Annotated in this window: 10 protein-coding genes and 1 pseudogene; 1 reads left to right on the top strand and 10 read right to left on the bottom strand. The window is 61.8% G+C overall.

The genetic code is table 11. The annotated features are described in order from the left end of the window. The 7 genes and pseudogenes from WCE37_RS03735 to WCE37_RS03705 form a co-directional block, all read right to left on the bottom strand. Positions 1-1,591, bottom strand: a pseudogene (locus WCE37_RS03735) (DUF2345 domain-containing protein); the annotation flags it as partial. A 45-nt stretch (positions 1,592-1,636) separates the two neighbouring features. Beyond that, the gene (locus tag WCE37_RS03730) at positions 1,637-2,383 is read right to left on the bottom strand and encodes a hypothetical protein (RefSeq protein WP_343278199.1); all 747 of its coding nucleotides are present in this window, start codon (positions 2,381-2,383) and stop codon (positions 1,637-1,639) included. Further along, positions 2,383-3,303: a glycoside hydrolase family 19 protein gene (locus WCE37_RS03725; RefSeq protein ID WP_343278198.1), complete on the bottom strand. Its 921-nt coding sequence runs from the start codon at positions 3,301-3,303 to the stop codon at positions 2,383-2,385. The genes WCE37_RS03730 and WCE37_RS03725 overlap by 1 nt, the downstream gene beginning before the upstream one ends. Further along, positions 3,300-4,411, bottom strand: a protein-coding gene (locus WCE37_RS03720) for an IS3 family transposase (protein ID WP_343278197.1) whose coding sequence is annotated in 2 segments (ribosomal slippage) — positions 3,300-4,159 and positions 4,159-4,411 — 1,113 coding nt in all. Because the reading frame shifts where the segments join, the coding sequence is not laid out codon by codon here. The genes WCE37_RS03725 and WCE37_RS03720 overlap by 4 nt, the downstream gene beginning before the upstream one ends. Positions 4,412-4,707: 296 nt before the next feature. After that, the gene (locus tag WCE37_RS03715) at positions 4,708-5,676 is read right to left on the bottom strand and encodes a hypothetical protein (RefSeq protein ID WP_343278196.1); all 969 of its coding nucleotides are present in this window, start codon (positions 5,674-5,676) and stop codon (positions 4,708-4,710) included. 2 nt (positions 5,677-5,678) lie between these two features. Continuing rightward, the gene (locus WCE37_RS03710; RefSeq protein WP_343278195.1) at positions 5,679-6,941 is read right to left on the bottom strand and encodes a hypothetical protein; all 1,263 of its coding nucleotides are present in this window, start codon (positions 6,939-6,941) and stop codon (positions 5,679-5,681) included. Between the two features lie 338 nt (positions 6,942-7,279). After that, positions 7,280-7,840: a hypothetical protein gene (locus tag WCE37_RS03705; protein ID WP_343278194.1), complete on the bottom strand. Its 561-nt coding sequence runs from the start codon at positions 7,838-7,840 to the stop codon at positions 7,280-7,282. A gap of 209 nt (positions 7,841-8,049) precedes the next feature. On the opposite strand from WCE37_RS03705, the gene WCE37_RS03700 reads away from it, so the two are divergent. After that, positions 8,050-8,685, top strand: a complete 636-nt coding sequence (locus tag WCE37_RS03700; RefSeq protein ID WP_343278193.1) for a hypothetical protein — start codon at positions 8,050-8,052, stop codon at positions 8,683-8,685. Between the two features lie 163 nt (positions 8,686-8,848). On the opposite strand, the gene WCE37_RS03695 is transcribed toward WCE37_RS03700, so the two are convergent. From WCE37_RS03695 to WCE37_RS03685, 3 genes are all read right to left on the bottom strand, one after another. Then, a complete protein-coding gene (locus WCE37_RS03695) occupies positions 8,849-9,805 on the bottom strand; it encodes a hypothetical protein (RefSeq protein WP_343278192.1) in 957 nt (318 codons plus the stop codon). Between the two features lie 4 nt (positions 9,806-9,809). Next, the gene (locus tag WCE37_RS03690) at positions 9,810-11,273 is read right to left on the bottom strand and encodes a hypothetical protein (RefSeq protein WP_343278191.1); all 1,464 of its coding nucleotides are present in this window, start codon (positions 11,271-11,273) and stop codon (positions 9,810-9,812) included. A gap of 6 nt (positions 11,274-11,279) precedes the next feature. Beyond that, positions 11,280-13,075 (bottom strand): type VI secretion system Vgr family protein (locus tag WCE37_RS03685; RefSeq protein WP_343278190.1); only part of this gene is annotated, 1,796 nt, incomplete at its 5' end.

Here is a 13,075-nt window from a genome sequence, read left to right as displayed (position 1 = left end):
TCATACATGTTCTACCAGTGCCGCATCGAACGGGTTGCTTGGCGCGCTTCCCAGGTACCGATCAGCGATCGCCTTGATGTCCTTGTCGCCAGGCTGCGCGTTGTGGTTCGGGGTAGGGGTCTGATCCTTACGATCGAAAGCACTATCCATCGGGGAGAACGTAACTTCCGCTTGGCCGAACGGAACGTCGGGAATCGTTACTTGACCGTTGCCATCCAGGACCCCGTGGATCTCGCGTCCGCCCGAAAGCTTGACGTGGTACTCAGCGCCGGACAGGCCTTCGTCGTCATGGTATCGATGATCCAGATGCAAGGCATCGGGTGGCAGCGTGACGTCGGGGAGCTTGGGAAGCCCCGCAGCGTTGTTGCTGCCTGCCATGAACGGATGCTGGCTCGCCTTGACCCTGAACTCCCCCGGACACTCGAACGTGATGTTCGCGCCTTCAAGCGTCACCCGCGTCTGCCCGGCCTGCAGCACGATCTTGTCCTTGGCCAGCACGTCGATGCGCTCATCCGTGGCGGTGACCGTCACCGACTGGTCGGCCAGCAGTTCCAGTTCCCCGGTGTGCGCCTGCAGGCTGACCGGACCGTTGGCGGCGATCACGCGCAGGTCGCCAGCCTGGGCGAGCAGGGCGCCGTGCCGGCCTGATACCGCCGCAAACGTCTGCCCGGCAGCAAAGTGCGCATCGTCCTGGCTGGTCAGGTGCAGGTTGCCACCGGCATAGGCCAGCGCGCTGGCTGGCGTCGTCCACGCGATGCGGTCAGGGCCTTCGGCCACCAGCACCGGCTCGGCAAAGCGCTCCACCGGCGTTTCGCCTTCGCGGCTGCCGGGGCCGGGTTTCATCGCCGGCTGATTGTTCACCGGCCCTTCGTGCTTGCCTTGCTCCTGCGGATCGATCACCTCGCGCAGCGCGGTGTGTTGCTCGTTGGCCGCGAGCCCGGGAACCTGCTGCTGCAGGGCCGTTTCGTGCAGCGCCTGCGCCGTGCGCTCGGCGCCCTTGAACTGGGCCACGGCCTCGGCGATGTCGAGCTGCGTCGATGCCGCGTCATTCCGCGCTGTCGTCGACAGCAGCAATCCCTGCGGTGCGTGCACATTGCCCCAGCCGCCGGTCGCCAGCTCGAAGCCCTGTCCGCGCAGCCCGCCGCGCTGGCCGTCGCCGTGCTGGATCAGGTAACCCAGTTCCAGCCGGCTGTCGGCCAGCGTGGTGTGCAGGCGCGAACGCAACTGGCCGGTGGCGTCATCCACGACCCACTGCTGGCTGCCATCGCCATCGTGGGCCTGCGAGTGCAGCCCGCTGAGCGTGCCCGGGTGGTTGCTGGCATCGGCCAGTGCGAAGGGTGGGGCGACTTCACCGTTGTACAACTGGCCGGTGATCCGCGGCTGGTCGAGGTCGCCGTGCAGGAACTCGACCAGCACCTCGGCGCCGATGCGCGGCAGGAAGTGCGAACCCCAGTTGGGGCCGGCCAGCCACTCGGCCACCGGCACCCAGGTGCCGGAGGTGGCGTCGCCCGGGCGCGTGGCCGTCGGGGAAGGCGGTCGAGCCGGTGTCCAAGAGGCCGCCGGCGTGCGGCTGCTGCACGCCGCGCTGCCAAGCTCTCTACTTTGGGGGTGCCCATTTGATGGGAAGCTTACGCCGTCAGCGCACAACCTCTTGGACGATTTCATGATGTGAGGATTCATTGAGGCGCCAAAATACAAGGGAATCCTCATTCCTTATGCTGCCTGCAAACTCGAATCCTCTCATCGATAGTTTAACGACCAGATCTGATGACAGCACATGCGTGGCAACGTTCGTCGTAGTTCCATTATCTTCTCCTTCCTGACACCTGAGAATTCGAAATCCCATAAAGTCGAGCCCTTTCGGTTGTGCGCATTCTACTTTGGCTGCAGCGTCATTCAGCCATGGCAAAGATGATGAGTAGGCGCGTGTCCACTGGTCGCTGACGGCGTCATCGATCGCATCGCTAGTGGCTATTGACCTGCCTCTGCAATAGTTACCGACGGCAATAATTTCGATATCCTCGCTAGAACGGATCAGTGTGCAGTCGATAAAGATACTGCTGGATTGGGTATCGATAACCGGCGTGAGGGTCTTGTACTGAGTGCGAGACGAAAATGTTTCATGAACGACCAAGAGATTTCCCTTTGCATCTTTGTCTATATAAGAGAAATTTGAGCCGTGGCTACCGATAAGCCCCTGTTCGGTAGCTAGTAAACTAACATCTTCAAAAGTGCTTGATGTCGATGCGCCTGCCACGAGATCTGCCCCATCCTGTTGTGCTGGTGCTGGCCCCGAAGCCTCTTGGATTGCGCTTAGATCCTGACAAGCCGGAAGCGATAACAGCAGCATGGTTTTGACTATGAACATGGCGTACTCGCGCATTAGCATCTTGATGCCTCAAGTATTTCCTCGAACATCTCCGCATAGGCCTGTATGGTCGCCGCCTTGTCGGTTCCGTTAATCACGCGCCTTGCGTTGAAATAGTCCGTGGAGGACTCGTTGACGTAACGACTTATTCGAGCGCCCGTGAATATGCCTGAAAACATGCCATAAATCATGCAGCCAGCGGCGTGTTTAGGCTCCAGTGCTAGGTCGGGTTGATTGATCAAATCAATACCGAGGTGCTTTCCGCACAATCGATAATTCACCTTCCAGGTAAGTTGGACGTACCCTCTACCTCGATACTTGTATCCATCACCTTCGTTGGTGTTTTCCATGCTTGTCGCCCGGTCTCGATGCGCTTGAGTGCTTGCAAGTACGGGGTCGTACTCGTTGAAATATGAGCGCGATCCGCCTTCTGTTCTGGGTTCGAAGAAGACGCCTTTCCACAATGTTTCATGTCGCGCAGTCGCCAGCATGTACGCCACATGAGGGATGAAGCACTCTTGCTCCTCCGTGGTGTAGTAGTCAACGATCCCTTCGACCAAGACTCGAAGGTGTCCTTCAGATACAGCGTCAAGTTGTTGCCCTGGGGAGTTCGCGAACTCACCGTGCCTTGCCTTGTAGTTCTCGAGGAATTTATCAATGTTCAAGCAACGGCAGTTGCACGCGAAATTTGCTATCAAACCAACCGGATGGAAGTTATACGCGACTAGAGGCTCATCGTTGCTCGATCCATGCTTTCCCTTAACGTCGTCCCACCAGAGCAACGATCTGATCCGCGTCTTCTCTTTTCCCCAATCCTTCTTCCGCGGCTCCGGGATCAGATCATCGATGGCATCCCATTTGTCCATTGGCCCGGACCATTCACTTTCGTGCTCGATGATGAGATGCGAAAGCGCTTGCGTAAGCTTCCCCGTCAAGCAGACATTTCAAAAGTAGAACCTTCGGCGGCTAGACGGTACTCGACCGGCGTCATGTCGCCGAGCGAGTCATGGGGACGCTCCTCGTTGTACTCGAGCATCCACCAGTACGCCGCCTCGCGCACGTCATCGAGGCGGGCGAACAGGTGCTGATCCAGGACCTCCTCGCGGAAGGTCCGGTTGAAGCGTTCGATGTAGGCGTTCTGGTTGGGCTTGCCGGGCTGGATGTACCGGATCGCCATGCCGTTGAGCTTGGCCCACTGCACGAAGGCCTCGCCCAGGAACTCCGGGCCGTTGTCGGTGCGCAGGACCTGCGGCAGACCGTGGTCACGCTTGAGCTGCTCGAAGATGCGGATCAGACGTGTGGACGAGATCGAGGTGTCGACCTCGATGTGCAGCGCCTCGCGGTTGAAGTCGTCGACCACGTTGAAGGTCCGGGAGCGGCGGCCACACGCCAGCGCGTCGGCCATGAAATCCGCTGACCAGACGGCATCGGGAAGCAGGGGAACGTAGAGCGGTACGCGTTCGCGCTTGGGCAGCCGCTGCTTGGCCTTGCGGCGCAGATTGAGCTTCATCGCCTTGTACACCCGGTAGATTCGCTTGTGGTTCCAGTCCGGCCGCGCACGGCGCAGGACCTTGCAACACTTCCAGAAGCCGCGGCTCGGGCGATTCTCGACCACCTCGGCCAGGGCCGCGATGATCTCGGCATCCCGTACCGTCCAGTGCACCGGCGGCTGGTACCACGCTGCCCGCGACAACCCAACGCACTCACAGGACCGGCTCAGGGGCCGTGCGTGCACCTCGACCAGGTACCGCACGGCCTCGCGCTTCTGCTCCGGCCCTACAGTTTTTTTGCGATCAGGTCCTTCATCGCCGCGTTGTCGAGCGCCAGCTCGGCGTACATCCGCTTGAGCCTGGCGTTCTCGGCTTCCAGGTCCTTGACCCGTCGCAACTCCGAGGCCTCGAGCCCGCCGTACTTTGACTTCCATTTGTAATAGGTCGGCACGCTGATGCCGGCCTGCCGGCAGATGTCCTTGACCGGCACGCCGGCGTCGGCCTGCTTGAGGATCGAGACGATCTGGGTCTCAGTGAAACGGGACTTCTTCATGGAACCTCCTGGCTGGGGAAAACATGCCGGAAAGTTCTACTTATGGGGTGTCTGTGGTTCGGGGAAGCGTACGCCAGGACCTGCTTCACTGCCTCGGCCCGGAACTCATCCGTGTACTGCTTGCTGCTCATAAACACCTCTGCTGTTGCCATGAATTATGGCCTGCGGGTGTCTACAAAAAGCTGGTCGGTCCAAGCCGGGACAGCGTTGCGAGTGCCTCCTGCCAGTGGTGCGCAACGTCCATGTTCAGCTTCGTCCGGTTCCGCATCCGCTACGCAAGCTTGATCAGGCTTTCCTTACAACTTTGGACTTTCCTGATTTTGTGCCCATTGCCAGAGCGTATCGCCATAATCTTCTTCGAAGGACGGAAATACGTCGCCTTTGTTGAAATAGTGGCGCGATTCTGATCGCGCGGGCGTGTGCCACCATCCGGACCGCGGACATTCCTGGCCTGCCTTCTGGCGTCTGATCCTGATCTCGTTGTCTCCGAGAAGGTCGGATAGCCCGTCTTCGACGTTATTTTCCGTCGTGCGCTCGACTAGTATCCAAGTGCATGCCATTTCGGAGACGTTTTGCATCGTTTCAGGGTCGTAGCCGATACTGGCTGGCGGCGCGAGCGCACCCTCGATCATGAAGGCGGCGCAGCTGGCGTCCAGCAGCGGCAGGTAGATGCCTGTTTCGGTGACCACCTCGTCTGTTGTCGCTGTCCGCGTTTTTGAGAGCGAGTAGCGGGTCCACTGCGTAGGGCCTTCAAGCGCACCGCGTGCAATCGGATCGTAACGAACGCCCAGGTCGCCCTTCTTCCAGTATGCGCCTACGGTAAACTCAATATTCGCGGCGTGCTGGAGCGCAAGCGCAAGCCATTTCCAGAACACTGCACTTCCGCCGCCGACTCTCTCGACCACTTGGGGTTCATCCATCCAGGTGGCACTGTAATCCCGGGAGAACCCCGAGAAGTCGCTTTGGATCAGGCCGGAGGTTCCAAGTGCCTGTATCTCTCCGTGAGTCAGCTGGATATAAGCATTGTTGAGGGCTTCCGCCGTGTTCCGAAGATTGGGCAGAACCCTTTCGCCCCAGACAATGTCGGGCTGCTCGGGAAGTGGCCGGCTGCGGTAATCAAGGGGGAGTCTGCCAACAAACGCCTCAAGACTCGCCTCCGCATGTTGCAACATCTGCTCCCAAGCTGTGCGCATGGCGTCAAAGTATGTCTTCGAGCTGTATCGCTCCAAGAGGTGGATTTCCTGAGGCAGCAGTGGAGTCGGCATGATCACTTCCCGTACCAGTTGTTCTTCAATGTGGGCACGCCAATCATGCTGACGGAACTGGGGCTGGAGTATCCCCAACCGGTCAGTTGGCGCTGCCCCAGTTGTGTGACGTCAAGATGCGCGGGATCCAGTACGATCTGGGAGTATCCACCCTCGAGAACGTAGCGAGCGGCACCCGTAGCGTCCTTGTATGCTTGGGAGGCAGCAGGACCCTCCCAGACCTGAAGGCCGCCACGCGGCACGGTGTACGTCACAAACTCGCCGTTTGCGTTCCAGTTGGCTTTCACTGCAAAGTGGCGCCTCCAATCGTCTTTGTTCTTGAGTTTTTCGAACTCAGACTTGCGCATCCAGCAGATGCTGTTGTCGACGCTGGCCGGATCGACAACCCGGTAGAGGACTTCTCCCTCAGGGATTGTTACTGCACGAGCACTATGAAACGTGTTGAATCCATTGTTCAAGGGGCGAGGTGCGCTGCTACTGATGTCCGGCCATCCGGGCTTCGATGGCGCAGTTGAGAGTGGTCGGTAGCGCAGTCGGGCACCTGCATCCACCCACGACGGGGCGTTGGATCCCAACATTCGCATCTCTTCCGCGTCATTCGAAACTTGGCGGTAGTGGTGCGGGTTCACAGAGTTCGTATTGGCGCGATATGCCATGTCGGACTCTACTTCAAGCCGTCGCGCGAGCTTGTTCAGCCAGTCGGTCACCGGGCCAAGTGTTCTTCGCAAGGGCGCGTCGGCTGCACGCCGCACGTTGGTCACCATCTGCACCAGCGCATCGGCCTGCTGGCCCATGTTGTCAGTACCCCATTTCTTGACCAGCCCGGTCAGTTCGCGCAGTGCACGGATGATCTTGTCGAATTCCGCGGTGATCTTGGCGACGTTCAGTCCACCAGCGGTCTCGCGCACTAGTTTGGCAAGTTCACGATAAGGGTTGGCCCATCGAACGGCCCACAACGCACGCCTCACAGCGGGGTGCCGCAGATGCTGGTTCAGCTTGTGAATGCCGGCCTCGACGAATGGGCGGCTCGCGTTCCAGAATCCGCTGTCCATTGTAGCCTTGGCCGTGCGGAAAACGGTCTTGCGGCCATATGCAAACAGAATCTTCAAGCAGCCATTGGCCAGCGATCCGAATGTCGGGAACAGGCCGATCAGTGTCAGAACCAACCCTACCCATGCCCATGAATTGCTGGTGTCTTCGTTGATCTTCTTGCAGTTGGCGACCACGTCGCGAACGTCGCAGATTTGATCCACGAACGGAATCATCGAGATCACCGTACCTGTTGCGATCTGCGCTGTGGTCTGATCTTCGTTGAAATCGCCCTGGATGACTTCCCAGATCCATTGCGCCGCAGCGGCGAGGTTCCTCTTGCCGCTTGCAAGCCAGTCCGATGGCGCTGACTTGAACTACGCCAGCGCATTTTCAAGCTCATCCCAATCCATGGTGAGTTATCCCAGTCTGCTTCTGGCGGTGGATACCAGTTGCTCGATCGGATTCCAGGGAGCGTCCTTCAGTGGCTCGGGCCATTCGTATTCGACTCGTTCGGCCTTCTCAGGCACGTCCTCATGTCGTGCGTGGCCATCCGAATCCAGCTTTCCGGAAATCACCTGTCCCCCGGCAAAGAAGATCTTGTAGGCCTGGCCGGCGAAAGGTTCGTTGTCAGGATCGCGGTGATTGATCTCGATCCAGTTGTCCAGTACCGCGGTTGAATCGGGAAGTACAGCAGCTCCTCGATCCGGACGCTCGCCACCGGTCTCTGGATGCCCTCGAACCCGTCCAGGATCACTTCGCGGCGCAGCACCAGCACCAGCACCAGCACCGGCGGCAGCGCGATGACCAGCAACAGGGCGAGCAACAGGCGGCGATGGCGCCTGATGTCGTCGGCGATGGCGGACGCCGGGCTGCCACGCGCCGTGCGCGTCACTCCGCGCAGTCCCGAACTGCCGGCGCGAAGGAGCCGGCCGCCTACTGCCCGCAGACCAGCCATGATCGATACCCACAGCCGCTCGCGCGCCTCGGCGAAGTACGCAAGCCATGCCAGCAGGCACGCCAGCACGAAGAACAGGGCCAACCAAAGGACAATCACGGGGTCGTCAGGCGTGGCCGGTCGGCCGAAGCGGTGTGGAGGAGGGATGAAGTATGCTTGACGATATCGCCCGACCATGGAAAGAGCAGGGGAAGCCCTTGGACAGCAAGGACCGCAAGCCAGCGCGCCCGAGTCTCTTCGAAACAGGACCTGCGCCCGCTGCCGCGCAGGGCACCCGGGTTCCCCTCGAGACCGGACTTGCCGGGCCTGCGAAGCTGCGCGGCTGGCGCCGGACCTGGCCCTGAGTACTCGTCGTCGGTCTGGCCGTCGCCGGACTGGTGGGCTGGATGACACTGCCCGGTGGGTCCGCCTCCGCGCCGCGGCAGGTGGCCCATGTGCCCACTGCGACGCCGGGCGACCTGCAGGCGGGGCAGGCTTCCACGGCCGTACTGGTCGATGGCGGCAGCCCCCGTCCCACCGAAGCGCCGTCCGTCGACGATCCGATGTCCATCATCCGGGCGAACGCCGAAACCGGCACCGGATCGGGAGATGCCGGTGCAGGTCCACAAACAGACCTGGCGAGCCGGTTCGGACTCGGCAGCTCGACGCCAGCGACCGAGCGGCGTACGTCGGTCGCCTCACGCAGGACGTCCACCGCGCGCCCGCGCGCGTCCACCAGCAGCGAGAAGGCCGATCTGCTTGCGGTGCTGATGGCGAATATCCGGGAGCAGCCGCAGGACAAGGCGAACAGTGCCCCACCTCCGACAATGGACGCGCTGATCGCACAGTTGTCCCAGGCGCCCCCTGCAGAGTCGGCATCGAACCCGGCGGGTGGCGCAGCAGCCGCCAGCAGCGACCAAAGCTCAGCCAACCTGCAAAGGCAGCTGCGTTCCTGTCCTGCCGCCAACACCACTGCCGGCATCCGCTGCCGCCAGCGGTTGTGCGCGAAGCATGCCGGGGATCCCGCCTGCCCTAAGCAGTGATGGTGGGCAAGACGGTCAGGTGCGCCAGGCTTGCCGTGCGGATCGGACGATCAGCGATCTCTGGTGCATACCGGTAGAGGTGGCATGTTTTCGACGGTAGGATCGGAACCAGCCCAGCCAGGCCCCTGCCTTCCACGGCAAGTGGATGATGGGCAGGATGGGATCACAGCCTCGGATCGGATTGATCCTGGGCCCACTGCCAGAAGGTATCGCCGTAGTCACTGTTCTCGATCTTCGGGAAGATGTCGCCCTGCTTGAAGTAGCGACGGGCGCCTGCGTTGGCGGGTGTCTGCCACCAGCCCGCGCGCGGGCATACCAGACCGGCCGGTACGCGCGCAACGCGGACATCTACACTTCCCCCGAGCAGGTCGGCCAGCGGGTCATCGACGAACTCACCTGGCACGCGCTCGACCAGTATCCAACGCGTGGGAGCCCGGCCTGCGTTCTGCATGCGCTTGGGGTCATATCCGATATTGGCCTGGTCCGCCGGATCGCCTTCGATCAGGAACTGGGCGCAGCTGTCGTCGATGCTGGGCAGATAGATGCCGGTATGGGGGACAGGCTCGTCCGTGCCGACATTGACGTCAGGGTTGAGTCGGTATTTCGGCCATTGCGCAAGATCGGGAAGAGGGCCGCGGGAGTCCGGATTGAATCGGCTAGTCAGGGTCCCCTGAATCCAGTAGGCGCCAGAAGTACGCCATATGGAATCAGCAAGCCGGCCTGCGTGGTAAAGCAGGTCGTAGTATCTGTCACGGGCGCCGGCTTCAACCTCGTCGAACCATTCGGTGGAAAACTCGCGCTGTCCACGAACATCGTTGGCAACCCGGTGGGCATCATCCAGCGCGTGAGCGTTGCCATGTGACAACTGAATGTATGAGTCGTACAAGGAAAGCAGCGTATCCCTGAAGTTCCTTATGACCAGTTCGCCCCAGACGACATCTGGCTGCAAAGGTTGCGGACGACCGCGGTAGTCAGGTGGCAGGTTCCGCATAAAGCGGTCGAGGCAGTTGTCGCAATGCGTTACCAGCGCCTCCCATGTATCACGCATCTGCCCGAACTGCTCCTTCGAGCTGTACCGCTCCAGAAGAAGCACTTCCTGAGGAATCAGAGGTGTCGGCATCTCGTTACATCGCCTTTGTGGTTGGCAGGTTGCGCTGGTCCATGTTGTTGGTCAGCTTCGGAAGGCCAAGGAACTGGTCGCTCTCGCCCGGGAAGTCCGAGTAGCCCCAACCGGTCGCCTGGCGCCTTCCAAAATGTTCGGGCTGCAGTTGTCCGGGATCGAGCACGATCTGCTTGGCTCCACCTTCAAGAACATAGCCGCTGGTGGCGTCCAGTTTCTGGCTGGCGGTCGCCCCTTCCCATACCCGTAGACCTTCGCCGGGCGGCACCGTGTAGGTGACATATTCCCCGTTGCGGTTCCAGTGCCGCCAGACCGCGAAACGGCGCCGCCAGTCGTCCTTGCTGCTGAGTTTCTCGAATTCGGCTTTGCGCATCCAACAGATGCTGTTGTCCGAAGAGGATGGGTCGACAATGCGATACAAAGTCTCGCCGGGTGGGATGACTACGTCACTGGCGTCATGGAACGTCTGATAGGCGCCGGCGGTGGCCTTGTTTGGCGATGTATCCGCTATATCCGGCCAGGATGCCTTGGAGGGCGACTCCGGCATTGGCGAAAATTCCAGCTTCCGAGTCTTGTCCACCCAAGCCGGCTTCGCGATATCGAATTCGATCTTGTCCTGCATCAATGTCGGACGCACATAGCTGTGCGGATTGGCCGCATTGACTTGGGCGCGGTAGGCCATGTCTGCTTCGATGTCCAGGCGGCGAGCGAGGCGGTTCAGCCAGTCGGTCACCGGGCCTAGGGCCCTTCGCAAGGGGGCGTCGGCCGCACGTCGGACAGTGGTCACCATCTGGACCAGGGCATCGGCCTGCTGCCCCATGTGTTGAGTACCCCATTTTTTGATCAGGCCGGTCAGTTCGCGAAGCGCCTTGATGACCTTGTCGAACTCGGCTAGAACTTTGGCGACGCTCAGGCTGCCGGCGATCTGGCGCACCAGCTTTGCCAACTCGCGGTAAGGGTTGGCCCAGCGGGCTGCGCGTAGCGCGCGCCTGACGGCGGGATGCTGCAGGTGCTGGTTCAGCTTCTGGATACCTGCTTCGACGAATGGCCGGCTGGCTACCCAGAATCCGGCATCCATCGATGCCTTTGCTGAGCGGAAAACGGTTTTTCGACCGTACGCGAACAGAATCTTCAAGCAGCCCTTTGCGAGCGAGCCCAAAGTTGGGAACAGGCCAATAAGGGTCAGCACCAGGGCAACCCAGGCCCACGAGTTGTTGGTGTCCTCGTTGATCTTCCTGCAGTTCGCCACCACGTCGCGGACATCGCAAATCTGGTCCACGAATGGAATCATCGAGATCACCGTGCCAGTGGCGATCTGCGCAGTGGTCTGCTCTTCGTTGAAATCGCCCTGGATGACTTCCCAGATCCACTGGGCAGCGCTGGCGAGGTTCTTCCTACCGCTAGCCAACCAGCCCGACGGTGCCGACCTGAACCAGGCCAGCGAGTTCTCGAGTTCGTCCCAATCCATGGCGTGTTATCCCAGTTTGCTTCTGGCCGTCGATACCAGTCGTTCTATCGGATCCCAGGGTTCGTCCTTCAACGGCTCGGGCCATTCGTATTCGACCCGTTCGGCCTTTTCAGGCACGTTCTCGTGCCGGGCATGGCCATCAGCGTCCAGCTTTCCGGAGATGATCTGACCACCAGCGAAGAAGATTTTGTATGCCTGTCCTGCGAATGGCTGATTGTCCGGATCGCGATGGTTGATTTCGATCCAGTTGTCCAGAGCGATCTTCGAATCAGGCAGTGCGGCCAGTTGGGTGATGCCACTCTCGCCACTCAGGAACGGATGCTGGCTCGCCTTGACCTTGAACTCCCCGGGGCACCAGAACGTGATGTTTCCGTCTTCCAGCGTGATCCGGGTCTGTCCGGCCTGCAGCACGATCTTTTCCTTCGCCAGCACGTCGATCCGCTCGTCGGTGGCGGTGACGGTGACCGACTTGTCCGCCAGCAGCTCCAGTTCCCCCGTGTGGGCCTGGGCGGTCACGGGGCCGTTGGCTGCGATCACGCGCAGGTCGCCGGACTGGGCGAGCAGGGCGCCGTGCTTGCCCGAGACGGCCGCGAACGTCTGGCCGGCGGCCAGGTGGACATCGTCCTGCGAGGTGAGGTGCAGGTTGGCGCCGGCGTAGGCCAGGGCGCTGGCCGGGGTGGTCCAGGCGATGCGGTCGGGGCTTTCGGCCACCAGCACGGGCTGGGCGAAGCGTTCGACGGGGATGTCGCCTTCGCGGCTGCCGGAGCCGGGCTTGACCGCCGGCTGGCCGTTGACCGGACCGCCGTACTTGCCGTCCACCTCTGGGTCGAGCATCTCGCGCAGCGCGGTATGTGGCTCGTTGGCCGCAAGGCCGGGCACCTGCTGCTGCAGGGCGGTCTCGTGCAGGGCCTGCGCGGTGCGCTCGGCGCCCTTGAACTGGGCCACGGCTTCGGCCACGTCCATCTGCGTGGACACGGCGTCGCCGCGTGCCGTCGTCGACAGCAGCAGTCCCTGCGGGGCGTGCACATTGCCCCAGCCGCGCGTCGCCAGTTCGAAGCCCTGGCCGCGCAGTCCGCCGCGGCTGCCATCGCCGTGCTGGATCAGGTAGCCAAGTTCGAGTCGGCTGTCGGCCAGGCTGGTGTGCAGGCGGTTGCGCAGCTGTCCGGTGGCGTCGTCGACCACCCATTGCTGGCTGCCAACGCCATCGTGCGACTGCGAGTGCAGGCCGCTCAGGGTGCCCGGATGGTTGCTGGCATCGGCCAGTGCGAAGGGTGGGGCGACCTCGCCGTTGTAGAGCTGGCCCGTGATCCGCGGCTGGTCGAGGTCGCCATGCAGGAACTCGACCAGCACCTCGGCGCCGATGCGCGGCAGGAAGTGCGAGCCCCAGTTGGGGCCGGCCAGCCACTCGGCTACCGGCACCCAGGTGCCGGACGTGGCGTCGCCCGGAGCGTGGCCGGCGGGGAACGCGGTCGAGCCGGTGTCCGAGAGGCCACCCGCATTAGGCTGCGCGCCGCGCTGCCACGCGAATTGGATCCGCACCTGGTGCTCGCGGGTGGGGGTGACTGCGGCATCGGGCAGGCCGACGACGCGGGCCGTCTGCGGACCGTGGCTGCGCACCGGCGGCCGTTCCAACGGCACGATCGGCGTGCCCAAGGGCACCGCGACGAAGCGGTTGCGGTAGTCATGGCGTTCGGCCTCGTCGCCCAGGCCCAGGCGGCCCAGCAGCTCGGCCATGCCGCCCTCGAAGTTGTTGCAGGCACTGTGCTCGACCGCCAGCACCACGAAGGCTTGGCCGCCGTGGC

Source organism: Luteimonas sp. MJ250, from assembly GCF_039548455.1.
Taxonomy (GTDB): Bacteria; Pseudomonadota; Gammaproteobacteria; order Xanthomonadales; family Xanthomonadaceae; genus Luteimonas.
The sequence above is the reverse complement of the archived record's forward strand: the minus strand, read 5'-3'. Positions and strand labels throughout refer to the sequence as shown.